Below are 13,760 nucleotides of genomic sequence, written 5' to 3' on the forward strand. Positions count from 1 at the left end.
GCGTCTCTACCACTTGTATCAATGAGGGCGATAATATATAAACTTTTCGGGAACGTTACCGTTAAGAGGCCATTTTGTTACTTCTATCACGTTCAATTGTGTTACTTACAGAAAAATCATTAACCAGCGCACATTTGAATAGTAATGAGAAAGAGGCATTGAAAGCCTTATTAACAGGTGGCATTGTGGCAAAGACGTTGGCTCAACGTCTTTTATAGATTGTCTTGTGGTTAGAGCGCACAAAAACTTCATAGAATCAGTGAGAGAATTTGGCTCCATGCATTTTAATATCTACAAAACTCATTTTTTGAACATAAATGAGTTTTGTAAAATCTAATAATCTTGCTCATGGTCACTTCGGCTTCGAAAAGCCACTCATTACCAAAAAGTAATCAAGCTAATGCATCTCAACGTTATTCTCTTCGACTAGTAAGTATTTAATTTGATGTTGAAAATCTGCCTCAATTATATCTTCTCGACCTTTGGACATAACGGTGTCGTAAACCATGTTTACATATTCATACGACAGATATTTATCAAAAACATGAACTATATCGTCGTTAATTAAAATTTCACCGTAACAAGCTAAGTCTTCATCAAACGTATTTTGGTAACAAGATATTTTAGAACTATCCCATCCAGAGTAAAATTCGACACTCTTGACATCGTCATACATCGCAATTACTAACTTTTCGATTCCAAGCTGTCCTTCAGCCTCAAACCTCGACTCAAAGTTAACATAACCGATAGCAATACCTTCATTAGAAGCTGAGTAATCTTTATTAACTCCGTAGTGGACTTGATTTTCTCTAAGTTTAGCATTGCCAATAGCTTTCCAAGTTAGGCGGTTCCCGTCAATATTTTCACCAAATGTAAGCTCTTCTTTGACCTCAATAATTTGGTTCGCTAGTTGGTAAGTTAAAGGCAGGTCAAGATCCGGAACGTTAGTGGCAAGACTTAGACCTTTCCTGCTATGTTTTTCGTAAATTACCTGATGCTTTCTTGGCTCGGAGTGAGAGCTTACAACTATCCATCCGCTTTCTTCAGTAGATGGGTTAGTTGATTCGGAGTTACAACCCAAAATAAGAAGAGTTGACGCGCTAAACAGTACAGTTTTTAAGTACATAGTGAGTATTCAAAGTTAATTATTTCTTGGCATTATCATTTAAATTAATACCATGGGCAACAAAATCATACTTTAATACCTCAACAGCTATTCTATTTCGAAGTTAATATTTTTGATTAGCTACATATCTAGGTTAATAACAGAGAACGATGTAAAAGTGAATTATGTGTACTCACTCTATACTTAATCATACAAGTCCGGCAGTGCGAAACGAATAAAGTGAAAGTGTCAAAAGCCCGAATAACATTCCTCAAACAAAAAAGCCCTTCATATAAGTAAAGGGCGTTTGTTATTTGACGTTTTGATTAGCGAGCTATAATACCAACCCACCGTCAATCTTGAGCACTTGGCCTGTAATGTAGGCGCTCTTGTCTGAGGTTAGGAAAGAGACGCCATTGGCAATATCTTGAACTGAGCCCATGCGCCCTAATGGGGTTTTGCCTTCCATCATTTGAATGACTTTCTCTGGCAGGTTCTTGGTCATGTCGGTGGCGATAAAGCCTGGCGCGACACAGTTGACGCGTATCTGTGCACCCTTTCTTGAAAGTTCTTTCGCCCAGCCTTTGCTCATTGAGATGACGCCGCCTTTACTTGCGCCGTAGTTGCTCTGGCCGATATTACCATCCGTTCCCACTATAGAAGAAATGCTGACAATACTACCTGCACCCTGCTCTAGCATGACAGGAGCAACGCGCTGGGTGAGTAAGAACACCGCTTTTAGGTTCACGTCGATCACGCAGTCCCAATCTTGCTCTAACATGTCTGGCAACAGTGCATCTCGAGTGATGCCCGCGTTGTTAACCAGAGCATCGATTCTTCCGTGCTGCTCTACAACACTTTCTACTACTTCACTGACGGCTTCGGCATCACACAAGTTGACTTGATAACTGCTTAGCTGCGCCGACTGACTCCATTCCACGGGAGATATGTCTAGCCCGATTACGTGGAATCCATCCTCCAGTAATTGCTCACAAATCGCTTGGCCAATACCACGAGCCGCACCAGTGACTACTGCTACTTTTTCCGGTTTCATCTTGGTCTTCCTTAAATGTTGAGATTACAAATTCGCTTGTATCCCTAGCGTTTTTTGTTTTTATGCCTAGTCGCGTTACAGCTGCGCTTCTCATACGCAGGGTCTTTTATATCTTATAAAAACTATAGAAACAGTCTGGGAGTCGAATGTGAACTAATCAAGGCAACTTGATGACTATGGCAAGATCAACGTAAGAAAGTGTGTTGGAAGGCGCAAAGTTACACGATTGGAGGACTTGGATAGAAAAGTATTGGTCTGATTAATCAAATACTACTTCATCAGACCAATATTACTTGTCTCTTAATCTCTTACAAAAGCTGGTTTTGTTACTTTCACCAGAAAAGGCTGAAGCAAGAGATTAAAGAACATGCCAGCAATAAACAGGGTGATCACAATACTCGCACCACTCGGTAAGTCATAGCGAGCCGATGCGGCAATACCCGATAAGATCCCAACAATACCAATGCTGATACTAGCGACAAAGAATCGAGTTCCCTTCAATGCTGCCGCACATAAAGCTGGAATAACCAACAAAGCAAATTCTAAATAAATGCCGGTTAACTTGACCGTAATGGGCATCAGGATTGCAAAGATCAGATAAAAACCACTACCGCGCATAAACGCAGGTTTTAACCAAACCAATAGCAACATCGCAGCGGTAATGAGTGCCAGAGGCCAAACGTCTGCCCAAGTCGCCCATAACAATTGCCCATTAAGAATGCCTTGAATAAAGTCTCCGCCGTGTGGGTCTTTACTCACCAGCAGGATCGCCAGCGATGCAGACACGACAAACAAGCTGCCAATCATGGGCTCTAAATGTTGCTGGTATCGTTTCTCCATTAAGGCAATCAAACCGCAAAGCATCAAAGACATCACCCAAGGGCCAATCATTTCGCCAAAGAATGAGCCTGAGAACAGCGCGTATTGGCTCAACCAGTAGTGGCTTAGTGCTGCCCCCAATGCCGCAACTTGCGCCACCGCCAAATCTATAAAGATGATCTGACGATTAAGAACTTGTTGCCCCAGAACGATGTTGCCGACCAACGCAATTAAACCACACAAAACCGCAGGTAAAAGCCATGCATAATCCGCCATACTTAGATCCTCACAGGAACGGGCGGCACTAACACATCCAGTAAATCATCAATGACCTGATCGTACATCTCATCCAAGCTTTCACCCTCAGAAACGGTCAATGGCAGTTGAATCACAGGTTTGTCAGTATGATCTTGCAACCAGTTCGCTGGACGCTGATCCTGATGAGAGGAGTAAACAATCGCATCAAAACTGTCGGCATTTAACTTGGTGAGTGATTGCAGGTGAGATGTGGTCGGTGAAATGCCCGGTTTAGGTTCGAGATCGGCAATCTGCTTCATTCCGAGCCAATCGTACAAATAACGATACGTCGCGTGATAACCGACAACTTGCTTACCCTTTAAAGCAGCCCCTTTCTCATTCCATTCTTTAAGCTTTTTACGCCAATGAGCACGAAACTTCATACCATTCACTTGGTAACTTGGTGCGTTGTCGGGATCAATCGCTTTTAGGCGCTCTGTGACTTTACGAGATAACGGAATCATGTCATTTGCCGCAAATTGAACATGTGGGTTACCGTGAGCATGTATATCTCCCATGCTACGGTCAACGTGAGCATGAGTATCTAACATGCGCACGAAGTCCGTCGCGTAGATCATGCTCGGCGCACCATTTTGCACCGCCGCATTGCTGCTACGAACTTGCAGCATAGGTAACCACCCCACCTCTAGCTCTGCGCCCGAACACATTGCCATGTCCGCTTGGCGCATCTTCGCAATCAAAGAAGGACGAGCTTGTACGTAATGTGGGTCTTGCTTAGCCGTTGTCGCTGAATAAATACTGGCATCTGGCGCGTGGCTTTCAAGAAAGGCTTTCCATTCTGGCTCACAAACGAAAATGTTTAGAGCCAAAGCAGGCGAAGAGATGATGGCAGCTCCTGCTGCCATCATCACCAAGCTGCATTTATTCAATGTCAGCTTAGAACGCATGAGCACCGTGCGCTCCAAATGTCATCACATATTGCAGAGTGAACACGTTGTCTGTCTCGCTGTCTTGGTTATCAATGCGAGTGTATTGCGCACGGATAGTACCGAAATGAGAAGAATCCCATGCGATCATCGCATCCATTTCTTTGTCATTCAGCTCAGTGAAATGCATGTGGTCGCCGTGTGCATGACCATCGTAGCTTTCTGCTTCACCGTAACGTAAACCTGCTGACCAGCTTGGGTTAAAGCGATAAACACCCGAAACATAGTAAGCGCTTAAGTTGTCTGGTGACTCTGCATCGTTTTTATATTTGCTGTCTACCACACCGTCTAACAGCATGTATTCAGCCGATAGCGTGAAGTTGCTGTATTTGTAATTACCGTCTGGTGCCCATTTCCAAACAAAATCAGCACCGTAAAGGTTCGCACCTGTCACTGCTGCGCCATGATGGTGATCGTGCTCATGCTCTTCTTCATGACCGTGGTCGTGATCTTCGAATTCTTTAACCTTACCGTTTTCGTTACGTAGGTAGCTCAGGCCAAACTGCCAGCTTGAAGACTCTGAGAAATCGCTGCCAAGCTTAAGTGTTGTCGTGTAAACGCCAACTTCAGAACCATCTTCAACAGAAGACATCTTGCTGCCGCTTAACGCTTCTACACCCAACTTCACATATAGGTCTGTTGGAAGAACGATGTTTGCGCGCACACCGTCATCGTAGTAATGCGAGCCAAGGAAAGTACGGTAAGCAATTGGACGCTCAACAAAGCTGTCTGTGTGCATGTGTTGGTTGTTCAGGTAACCAAAGTCAGATAGGAATCGGCCAGCGCGCACGTTTACACCATATGGCAATGCCAAAGTTTCGATGAATGCCTCTTCAAGCTCTAATTCTGTATCATCACCATGACTTTCAAGAACCGCGGTCAATGCGCCGTAAAACTTGTCGTCGATATTTGATGAGAAGCTTAATTCCGTATGGCCTAGACCAAAGCCTTCTTCGCGCTCAGAATTATGACGTTGACCATCTTGGTAATAGCCATCAACAACAACACCAATCTGTGGGTTCGATAGTGTGTCGGCAAAAACAGGGGATGCAAAAATGCTACCGATCACGAGAGACACCAATTTCTTATTCACTACTTTTTCCTTTTTGTTATGTTATAACATTTAATTTTGCGATGTTATAATATAACAATTCTCATTACACAAGCGGAAATTTAAATTAGGCTCCGATTTCATGTTCGTACTCAATCCATGAATTGGGCTATCAACAAATGAATCAATTGATGTTTTTTATACGTATACTAATGAGAATTAGTAATTAAATAAGTAACGGAATTTCAATATGTTGAATATGGATTTTTCAAAAAGAATCGTGATAGATACTGCTCAACAGGAATGGATCGCCAGCCCTTCCAAAGGTGTGTGGCGCAAACCTTTGGAACGAGAAGCCGAAGAATCAGGACATACCACCAGCGTCGTTAAGTACGAGCCAAATTCGCAGTTTTCGACTCATCCTCACCCTCAAGGAGAAGAAATATTGGTGCTCGAGGGGGTATTCTCTGACGAATACGGTGACTACCCTGCCGGCACTTACCTTCGTAACCCTCCAGGAAGTCAACACGCACCATTTAGCGAAGAAGGCTGTGTGATTTTAGTTAAACTAAATCAGTTCGAATCTGAGGATCTTGAAACAGTTCGCATTAATACAAACCAAGCGAGCTGGCAGAGTGGTGTCGGTGGGTTGCAAGTCATGCCGCTGCATAATTTTGAGCACGAACATGTCGCGTTGGTTAAGTGGCCAAAAGGTGAGAAATTTCAACCACACCGTCACTTTGGTGGTGAAGAGATTTTCGTATTGTCAGGAGAGTTTAGAGACGAGCTAGGTACCTATCCCGCTCTCTCTTGGATCCGAAGCCCACATATGAGCGAGCATTTTCCTTTTGTAGAGCAAGAAACGATCATTTGGGTAAAAACTGGTCACCTGCCGCTCCAAGCTCCTGCTCAGCACTCCTAATGTTTGCACACTTGGCATCGTCCATTGGAACTAAAATCGGCCCGCTATTTACGAGCCGATGATCATTTCGTCACTAAGAACCCATTATTCGCGAGTGGAGCCAGTCTTTGAGCTCAGCCCGGTTATGTTTTAACACGTTCATTTCGTGATCATCAATCGGGCTTCCTTGAAGTTCTAGTACGCGGATTTCCTTATCTAAAGCATTGTAGTTCTTAACGGTTTCAGCAAATGATGCATCGCTTTCGGTAAGCTGAGTAATGGTATCCAAATGTTCTGGGAATTCATGAGTTAATGAGTGATTTTCACCTAACATAGAGACCTCTTGGCTATTATTTGAGTACAAAACAGTGCCTAATTTTTGAGCACCACATGTATAACCGTAGCATCTAATGAGACGTTAATTCGTCGCACCGTCCACAAAAAGAACAACAAAGTTATTTTCAATTTTTCCTAGAAATGTTTTCTTTTTAGTCTCAATAGTCGAATGCAAAAGATGCCACTATGATCGATCTATAATAACCCTCAACAATGAAAGCGATCATGCGAAAGACAATTCTAGTTACTGGATCTACTGACGGTATTGGTTTAGAAACCGGGAAAATGTTAATTAACCGTGAACAACACGTAATAATCCATGGCCGGAATATAGAGAAAGTTCAACAAGTTGAGCAAAGTTTGAGGGAGATGAAAAGTGGTAAAGTTGAAAGCCTTGTTGCTGATTTATCCTCTCCCAATGCGGTAAAACAGATAGTGATGGAGATAACAGAACGGTTCAATCATTTAGACGTCATCATTAACAATGCTGGTGTGTACGCAACACCAAATCCAAGAACTAAAGAGGGTCTTGATGTACGCTTCGCAGTCAACACCATTGCTCCCTACTTACTCACTAGAGAGCTATTGCCGTTGCTCGGTGATACGGGTCGTGTGGTTAATTTGTCTTCAGCTGCACAAACAACAGTAAACACTAGCGCTTTACTCGGTAGCAAACCATTGTCAGATGGCGAAGCATATGCCCAAAGCAAATTGGCATTAACGATGTGGTCACGAGCAATCGGACTAAAGCTTAAGAACACTGGCCCTATGTTGGTATCAGTAAACCCAAAATCATTCCTAGGTAGTAAGATGGTTAAAGATGCTTATGGGGTTGCTGGTGGTGATATCCGCTTAGGAGCAGATATTCTAACTCGCGCTGCGCTATCAGAAGAGTTTGCTCAAGCGCATGGTATGTACTTCGATAATGACATTGAAGCATTCGCGCCCCCACACCCTGATGCATTAGATCAAAGCAAAACACAGCAGATAATTGATACTATTGAATTAATCTTAAGCAAACTCTATTAATAACAATTAAGAATTATCTTGAGGTTCGTTTTTATTCGGACCTTAAAAACAATGTATTCGATAAGTGAAACTTGTTATCACTTTTCCGCAAACTCCCAATAAGGTGGCGTGCCATAGTATTCAGCAAAGAAATCAATAAAGGCACGCACCTTAGGCGCAATTAAACGAGAGCTTGGGTACACAGCCCAAATCCCAGCATCCATCGCTAAAGGGTGATCTTCGAGTACTTCCACTAGCTGACCACTTTGTAATTCTTGATAAACACTCCAAACCGAGTTGATAGAAATACCTAACCCGTTTACCGTCGCGTCTCTCATCGCATCACCATTATCAGTTTTAAAACGACCAGAAGTTCTTACATTGAGCATTCCATCTTTTGTATTGAATGACCAATTATTCATTCCAACTAAGTTAATACATTGATGATTCGTCAAGTCTTGGGGCTTGTTAGGTCTCCCAAATTGTTCAATATAATCTGGTGATGCAACGATAATACGACGATCTGGCGCAAGCTTTCTTGCGACCAATGAAGAATCTTTCAACTCAGCGACACGAATGGCGACATCGAAACCTCCCTCAACCAGATCAATAATGGAATCAGAAAATCGGCAGTCCACGGTTAACCCTGGGTAACGCGCCATAAAACCTTTTAATGCGGGCACAATATGCAAGCGACCAAAAGTTGCAGAGGCGGTTATACGTAATACTCCCGTTGGCGCACTCTGCCCTGAGCCAACAGCTCCCCTTGCTGCCTCCACTGTTGCAAGGACCTCCTCCGCGTGAGGTAAAAAAGCCTGCCCTTCTTCAGTTAAGGAAACTTTGCGTGTGGTGCGATGAACTAAACGAACTCCTAAGCTGTCCTCAAGTTTGTTGATGTGCGCACTAGCGACAGCAGGAGAAAGTCCAAGCTCCTGACCAGCCATGCTGATGTTGTGTGTCGAAGCCAAACGGACAAATAGCTTTACATGATCGATGTTCATTTAATTTTCAATTATTTGTAACAAATCACCATATAGAGCTTAGCATTTTCTTCCTTACGGATAGTAAATAAATACTCCAGTTAGAAAAAACTGATGGGCAGATAGAAGTCCAGCTCAAACGCCTCATCATGGCTAAGGAAATGGTTTTTATGATAGTGAACATAAGCGGGAGTAGAACGCTGCTTAAAGCCTGAATTCGGCAACCACTTTTCTAACACCATACTCAATTGAGGAAGAAGCTCTCCATATACCCCTGTTAAGCGAAAAACAGCATGCAAACCACCCGGAATCGTCATTTGATTCACGACACCGCGTACTTTAAGCGGCTTATCAATCGCCATACAAGCCACATAGCGACACTTATCGAGCTCAACCCAAGCGGGGTTGGAGTGATGCAAACCGTATTGAACCGAAAAGTCCCGATTCTCAGAGCTTGCCCACGCCTTCAAAATCAGCCACGCATTACGAATGGAACGGCTATAACCCTCATGCCGCACATAAGCCGCAAAGCGTTGTGGAACCTCCATAATTTTAGGTTCTGGCAACTCGCGTTTAGCAACCCGATGATAACCCGCAGCCACTTCTGGATCTTTTAGATACGGCTTTTCTGCGACTTGTAAATCATGCTTTCGCCACGCGCCAGGAGACATAGCGAACGTTGCTTTAAACGCTCGGCTAAAAGAAGATACCGAGCTAAAGCCGCACTTGTTAGCAATGTCTAACACCGATGAGCTGGTATCAAACATCAGTTGATTGGCGGCGTATTCCATTCTTGTTCGACGGATATATTGATGGACAGACTCCCCTACCACATCTTTAAAAATACGATGGAAGTGCTGTTCAGAATAGGCTGCTACATCTGCTAGCTCTTTAGCCGATAAATCTCTGCTAATGTCCTGGTGAATGTAAAACAGCACGTCATTGATTCTGGAAACTTGTTGATGGCTCACGGAGTAAACTTTCGCTTAAATAGCATAAATGGACATGTTTAACAGCATAAATAGACACACCAAGCTTGGCAATTTACCTATACTATTTCTGACATAAAAAAAGACAATTACGAGAAGCACAGCACATGGAAATCGCACAGTCATTACAACAAACTAAGTCATCCTACATCCGAGAGATCCTCGCAGCAGCGAGCGATAAGAACGTCATTTCTCTTGCAGGTGGCTTGCCGGACGAAAAAACCTTCCCGATCGACTTAATGAAACCGACGCTCGAAAACCTCGCTAATATGCCAGAGGTGTTTCAATATGGCGCAACAGCAGGCTACGCCCCGCTACTTAACTTTTTGACCGATTATTACCAGCTGCCGGAATCTCATTTGGCTATGATCACAACGGGCTCTCAGCAAGGGCTAGATTTGATTGCGCGTGCGTACGTAAATCCGGGCGATAAAGTGGTGATGGAAGCACCGAGCTACCTTGGTGCTATGCAAGTATTCGGTCTAGTGCAAGCCAACATCGTGACCGTTTCACAAACCGAGTGTGGCCCAAACCTAGAAGAACTCGAACAATGCTTTGCCACGCAGCAACCAAAAATGTTCTACGCCGTACCCGATTTTCACAACCCGACGGGCGTATGCTGGGCGCTAGAGACTCGCCAAAAAGTTGCCGAGCTTTGTATCCAATACGACGTTGCATTCATTGAAGACGCACCATACCGTGAGCTGCGTTTTTCTGGTGAAGCACTACCGCTAGTTTCAGATTTCTGCCCGCAACACTCCATCGTATTGCGCTCTTTCTCCAAAATAGCTTCACCAGGCTTGCGTATTGGTGTAGTTACGGGCAAAAGCAGCTACCTTGAGCCACTTATCAAAATTAAACAAGGTGCCGATCTGCACTCTAGTATTCCTATGCAAGCTTTGCTGCATGGTCTACTGCAACATGACAACTTCGAAACGCACATTTCAACCATCTGTGCTCTTTACAAATCACGTTACGATGTCATGTTTGCTGAACTGCAAAAACAGCTGCCAGAAAGTTGCGAACTCAAACCCGTCGATGGTGGTATGTTCGTTTGGGTCGAGATTCCAGAATGCGACACCTTCGAACTGGCGAAAAACCTTCTCGCAAACTGGGTTGCTGTAGTGCCGAGCCCGGTCTTTTATCCAGAAGGTTCAAAGGTAAAAGCCGCTCTGCGTCTTAACTTTACCAATGCTACACCAGAAGAACTGACGACAGCTGTCTCTCGACTCGCGGATGTCCTCAACACATTGTAATTGAACGCGAGTGTAAGAACCTGCCTTTGAGATTCAAAAAAAGTCTCAAAGGCAGCATCAAAAAAGTTCCCCAAAAAAATTTATATTTTTCCTTCAAATCAACTCTCTACAGTAAGTGCCTGTTTTCTCTTGAACCTCTCACTCATATAAAAATGAGAACTCAATCACGTATTTGATGGTTAGAAAAGTTACGTCTATCTTTCAGTCAAAGACATCAACTTCGCAGCGTTAATGCTCTCAATTTCAGACACTTTATCAATCGTGGCTTAGCGGTTGATAAACGACTAAAAAAGCATCTGTGGGCATACCCACTACGAAGGGTTGACCAGAACCATTCTGAATGTCGCGAGCCAATCTTTTGATTGGCAATTACGTCAGTGAATCGCACCAAATGACAGAGGGGTTATCAGGATGAATACTCGAACCACGACAGGACTCGTCACCATCGGCTGGTCCGTTACACTTTCACTTTTTACCGCATTCGCCGTGTATGCCAATACGTCGCCAAACTGTAGTGACGTATTAGCGGGCAACACAACTGCCGCATCGCAAAAAATGATGGTTTTATTGGGCGAAGACATCACCAAATCCAACCGTATCACTACGGTGATTCCAGCCGAAAACAATCCATTTGTGACCGAAGAACTGGTTTCGGTTTCTAACGACGTATCGCCAAACGGTCGTCTTTCACAAAAGAGTTTGGAAGAGATTCGGAAAGTCCGCTCAAATCTAGAGAAAGCAGCACAGGAAGTAAGCCGATTACAGGGCACTTTTGAAGTGGCTTTAATCAGTTTGATTGATGGTTACTGCCAATTTTCTAATCATAAACGTACTCAACATGCCAAAATCGACTTTGACCATTTGGAAGGCCTCACTTTGTATTCAATCCCCGCTTTAATAGCAATGGTCGATCAGTCGTACTACATGGCAAAGAATCGAATCGCTAATGAGCAGAAACAGTTAAGCGACATTGAAAAAGAGAAACAGAGGCAGAAACAGCAAGCAACTGCGGCTGTAGCCGCTCGTTACCAAGACAGTAACGTACTTGTAAGAGTCGAGAACTTTGATGGCGCTAATGTGACATTTTCCGTTACTAACATTGGTTCACAAGGATCATTGCAACCAAATTTCAACTCGTTTAATGCATATCGCACAGAAAGTGGAGAATTAATCTACAAGTCAGAATCTTTATTACACCTGGCGGATACTGCAGGTAACACACTTGAAACAATGGGTATCGCTGAGCTCTCATCACAAGGTGGAAGTGACATATCGATCTCTCCTGGAGAAACCCGAAAATTCGTTACTAGCATTGCTTCAGAAGTCGCGCCACATACGCAGTTGAGCTTAGAGTTTCCAGCCAAAGTGCTTAATACTGAGCGAGACTTTACATTGTCGTTTTCTGATACATCAGCGGTGGCGACAGCAAACGTTAATTAACGCAAAGTAGCCAGTATTTGTAGAACGCATCAAAGACAGGCGAGCAGCGCCTGTCTTTCAATTATGATCAAGCCAATAGCTACTGTTTGCACTTGTAAGCATTTGCAAACATCGTCACTGACGTAGAAAAGCTCAACGGTTGATACAAGTACAAGGTATCTGCGCCTAAATCCGCCGCCTTGATGCGCATTTGGTTTAGCGTCCCCCAAACCATGTCTTTATCTGCATGAAGCCAGTAGTCGTAAAAGTGTCCTTCTGAGCCGATCACGGTACCCATTAGTTCACAGTTTTCAATCGCATTCACATTGTCCCAAAGCACCTGTACTTGCTCAGATTCTTGCGTTGGGAAAGTCACACATCCCGTTAATGATGCCGCTAACGCGAGAGTCATCACTCGCTTTTTCATACTTATATCGCCAAAATTTTTCATAGATGGCAGATTTTATGAATGGCTGATGTGATGACTAGCAAAAACTTTTTATCGCGTGTTCAAGCAAACTTAATGGACAACGGAAAAGATCCAAAAGGTGATCATGCAGCTAGCGAGCAAAAACCTAATAATCACAGACCTAGCAATAAAGCTGTATCTGAGATACAACAGTAATGATTAAATAGCCGCGAGGGATAGAGTTTGGTTGCTAAAAATAAGCTAATTCGCTACACAGCTACGGAAGTCGCTGATGCATTTGACAAAGAAGATGAGCTCATTAAACAAGTTCAGTCCAACCAACTCTCGCAAGTGCTATTGCTTTGGCAAGTAAAAAGTCCAACGCTCGTGCTTCCCGCGGGTAAGAAATGGCCAGTGTCTAATGAGTTAGAACATGCGTTAAATACGTCTGGCTGGAAGCTCTTTTCTCGTAAAACCGGTGGTGCCCCAGTCCCTCAGGTGCCAGGTATTATCAATCTATCCCACATTTACCACTGGCCAGAAGGCGAGCCTTACAACATCAAAAAAGCGTATCTCGATTTATGTGCGATATTAACGGTTTTCTTTAAACAGCTCGGCGTGAAAGTGGATGTTCATGCTACGCCTTATTCCTACTGCGATGGCGAGTACAACCTCAACATTGGCGGGCAAAAAGTCGTGGGAACCGCGCAGCGTGTTTTACTTAAAAAAGGCGGCGGACAAGTGGTATTGTCACAAGCATGCATTCTGATTGATGCCGACGTCGAGAAGATTGTCGAACCAGTACGAATGTGTAATCAGCTTTGCGGTCACAGCGATGATATTCGTGGTGATGTCCACACACCGCTCTTCCATCATGTATCCGACCGCCCATCGGTAGATTCGCTCTTTCAGCAATTGACGAGTGCGTTTTTAACGCATGCAAAAGCGGAGTAATGAAAGGAGCAAGCCTCCCCCACACTCCGAACAGCATTTGATAAACTAAAACTGCATGCCGTGATAACGATGTAAGAATGGGCATCGCCAACGTAAAACCATTCAATCGATCGACCAAACCAGTTATCAGTTTTGCCTGCCAAAAAGAAATGAGATCCAGTTCAAATATTTATCCATGACGGAATTAGTTGAAGCCTGCGCGTAAAAGCCTCAGAATGTCGCACTTTTCGCACCG

General features: G+C 43.8%; 15 protein-coding genes. 6 read left to right on the forward strand and 9 right to left on the reverse strand.

Annotation, left to right across the window (positions count from 1 at the left end; translation table 11 throughout):
- Nucleotides 1-397 precede the first annotated feature (397 nt).
- From R8O10_RS04920 to R8O10_RS04940, 5 genes are all read right to left on the reverse strand, one after another.
- The gene (locus R8O10_RS04920) at nucleotides 398-1,126 is read right to left on the reverse strand and encodes a hypothetical protein (protein WP_025767960.1); all 729 of its coding nucleotides are present in this window, start codon (nucleotides 1,124-1,126) and stop codon (nucleotides 398-400) included.
- A 313-nt stretch (nucleotides 1,127-1,439) separates the two neighbouring features.
- Entirely contained in the window at nucleotides 1,440-2,159 is a 720-nt protein-coding gene (fabG, locus tag R8O10_RS04925) for a 3-oxoacyl-ACP reductase FabG (RefSeq protein ID WP_318191155.1), read from the reverse strand.
- 300 nt (nucleotides 2,160-2,459) lie between these two features.
- Complete coding sequence (locus R8O10_RS04930) at nucleotides 2,460-3,254, reverse strand: metal ABC transporter permease (protein WP_318191156.1); 795 nt, start codon at nucleotides 3,252-3,254, stop codon at nucleotides 2,460-2,462.
- Nucleotides 3,255-3,256: 2 nt separating this feature from the next.
- Complete coding sequence (locus tag R8O10_RS04935; RefSeq protein ID WP_258645519.1) at nucleotides 3,257-4,183, reverse strand: metal ABC transporter solute-binding protein, Zn/Mn family; 927 nt, start codon at nucleotides 4,181-4,183, stop codon at nucleotides 3,257-3,259.
- Nucleotides 4,173-5,315, reverse strand: coding sequence for a hypothetical protein (locus R8O10_RS04940; protein WP_318191157.1), 1,143 nt, complete (start codon nucleotides 5,313-5,315; stop codon nucleotides 4,173-4,175). The genes R8O10_RS04935 and R8O10_RS04940 overlap by 11 nt, the downstream gene beginning before the upstream one ends.
- A gap of 208 nt (nucleotides 5,316-5,523) precedes the next feature.
- On the opposite strand from R8O10_RS04940, the gene R8O10_RS04945 reads away from it, so the two are divergent.
- Complete coding sequence (locus R8O10_RS04945; protein WP_171345898.1) at nucleotides 5,524-6,195, forward strand: cupin domain-containing protein; 672 nt, start codon at nucleotides 5,524-5,526, stop codon at nucleotides 6,193-6,195.
- 73 nt (nucleotides 6,196-6,268) lie between these two features.
- Here R8O10_RS04945 and R8O10_RS04950 read toward each other — a convergent pair whose 3' ends face one another.
- Complete coding sequence (locus tag R8O10_RS04950; RefSeq protein ID WP_053304577.1) at nucleotides 6,269-6,508, reverse strand: YdcH family protein; 240 nt, start codon at nucleotides 6,506-6,508, stop codon at nucleotides 6,269-6,271.
- 227 nt (nucleotides 6,509-6,735) lie between these two features.
- Here R8O10_RS04950 and R8O10_RS04955 point away from each other — a divergent pair, with 227 nt between their 5' ends.
- Nucleotides 6,736-7,539, forward strand: coding sequence for an SDR family NAD(P)-dependent oxidoreductase (locus R8O10_RS04955; RefSeq protein WP_318191158.1), 804 nt, complete (start codon nucleotides 6,736-6,738; stop codon nucleotides 7,537-7,539).
- A gap of 77 nt (nucleotides 7,540-7,616) precedes the next feature.
- Here the strand turns inward: R8O10_RS04955 and R8O10_RS04960 are convergent, their stop codons facing one another.
- Together R8O10_RS04960 and R8O10_RS04965 are read right to left on the reverse strand one after the other, a co-directional pair.
- The gene (locus tag R8O10_RS04960) at nucleotides 7,617-8,519 is read right to left on the reverse strand and encodes a LysR family transcriptional regulator (protein ID WP_318191159.1); all 903 of its coding nucleotides are present in this window, start codon (nucleotides 8,517-8,519) and stop codon (nucleotides 7,617-7,619) included.
- An 80-nt stretch (nucleotides 8,520-8,599) separates the two neighbouring features.
- Nucleotides 8,600-9,469, reverse strand: coding sequence for an AraC family transcriptional regulator (locus R8O10_RS04965; RefSeq protein WP_005387011.1), 870 nt, complete (start codon nucleotides 9,467-9,469; stop codon nucleotides 8,600-8,602).
- Between the two features lie 125 nt (nucleotides 9,470-9,594).
- Between R8O10_RS04965 and R8O10_RS04970 the strand changes: the two genes are divergently transcribed.
- Together R8O10_RS04970 and R8O10_RS04975 are read left to right on the forward strand one after the other, a co-directional pair.
- Nucleotides 9,595-10,743, forward strand: coding sequence for a PLP-dependent aminotransferase family protein (locus R8O10_RS04970; protein WP_262657029.1), 1,149 nt, complete (start codon nucleotides 9,595-9,597; stop codon nucleotides 10,741-10,743).
- 411 nt (nucleotides 10,744-11,154) lie between these two features.
- Nucleotides 11,155-12,183, forward strand: coding sequence for a hypothetical protein (locus R8O10_RS04975; protein ID WP_318191160.1), 1,029 nt, complete (start codon nucleotides 11,155-11,157; stop codon nucleotides 12,181-12,183).
- A gap of 79 nt (nucleotides 12,184-12,262) precedes the next feature.
- Here R8O10_RS04975 and R8O10_RS04980 read toward each other — a convergent pair whose 3' ends face one another.
- Nucleotides 12,263-12,589 carry a DUF4156 domain-containing protein gene (locus tag R8O10_RS04980; protein ID WP_025767966.1) on the reverse strand — a complete coding sequence of 109 codons (327 nt, stop codon included), beginning with the start codon at nucleotides 12,587-12,589 and terminating at the stop codon, nucleotides 12,263-12,265.
- 42 nt (nucleotides 12,590-12,631) lie between these two features.
- On the opposite strand from R8O10_RS04980, the gene R8O10_RS04985 reads away from it, so the two are divergent.
- Nucleotides 12,632-12,787: a hypothetical protein gene (locus R8O10_RS04985; protein ID WP_162171729.1), complete on the forward strand. Its 156-nt coding sequence runs from the start codon at nucleotides 12,632-12,634 to the stop codon at nucleotides 12,785-12,787.
- 27 nt (nucleotides 12,788-12,814) lie between these two features.
- Nucleotides 12,815-13,525 carry a biotin/lipoate A/B protein ligase family protein gene (locus R8O10_RS04990; RefSeq protein ID WP_005373753.1) on the forward strand — a complete coding sequence of 237 codons (711 nt, stop codon included), beginning with the start codon at nucleotides 12,815-12,817 and terminating at the stop codon, nucleotides 13,523-13,525.
- The last annotated feature ends 235 nt before the right edge of the window (nucleotides 13,526-13,760 follow it).

The sequence above is a fragment of the Vibrio sp. 1727 genome (genome assembly GCF_033344415.1).
GTDB lineage: Bacteria > Pseudomonadota > Gammaproteobacteria > Enterobacterales > Vibrionaceae > Vibrio > Vibrio alginolyticus.

Excerpts from the sequence above, each read along its gene's own strand:
- R8O10_RS04920 (WP_025767960.1), bottom strand. The coding sequence starts at position 1,126 with ATGTACTTAAAAACTGTACTGTTTAGCGCGTCAACTCTTCTTATTTTG.
- fabG (WP_318191155.1), bottom strand. The coding sequence starts at position 2,159 with ATGAAACCGGAAAAAGTAGCAGTAGTCACTGGTGCGGCTCGTGGTATT.
- R8O10_RS04930 (WP_318191156.1), bottom strand. The coding sequence starts at position 3,254 with ATGGCGGATTATGCATGGCTTTTACCTGCGGTTTTGTGTGGTTTAATT.
- R8O10_RS04935 (WP_258645519.1), bottom strand. The coding sequence starts at position 4,183 with ATGCGTTCTAAGCTGACATTGAATAAATGCAGCTTGGTGATGATGGCA.
- R8O10_RS04945 (WP_171345898.1), top strand. The coding sequence starts at position 5,524 with ATGTTGAATATGGATTTTTCAAAAAGAATCGTGATAGATACTGCTCAA.
- R8O10_RS04950 (WP_053304577.1), bottom strand. The coding sequence starts at position 6,508 with ATGTTAGGTGAAAATCACTCATTAACTCATGAATTCCCAGAACATTTG.
- R8O10_RS04955 (WP_318191158.1), top strand. The coding sequence starts at position 6,736 with ATGCGAAAGACAATTCTAGTTACTGGATCTACTGACGGTATTGGTTTA.
- R8O10_RS04960 (WP_318191159.1), bottom strand. The coding sequence starts at position 8,519 with ATGAACATCGATCATGTAAAGCTATTTGTCCGTTTGGCTTCGACACAC.
- R8O10_RS04970 (WP_262657029.1), top strand. The coding sequence starts at position 9,595 with ATGGAAATCGCACAGTCATTACAACAAACTAAGTCATCCTACATCCGA.
- R8O10_RS04975 (WP_318191160.1), top strand. The coding sequence starts at position 11,155 with ATGAATACTCGAACCACGACAGGACTCGTCACCATCGGCTGGTCCGTT.
- R8O10_RS04980 (WP_025767966.1), bottom strand. The coding sequence starts at position 12,589 with ATGAAAAAGCGAGTGATGACTCTCGCGTTAGCGGCATCATTAACGGGA.
- R8O10_RS04985 (WP_162171729.1), top strand. The coding sequence starts at position 12,632 with ATGGCTGATGTGATGACTAGCAAAAACTTTTTATCGCGTGTTCAAGCA.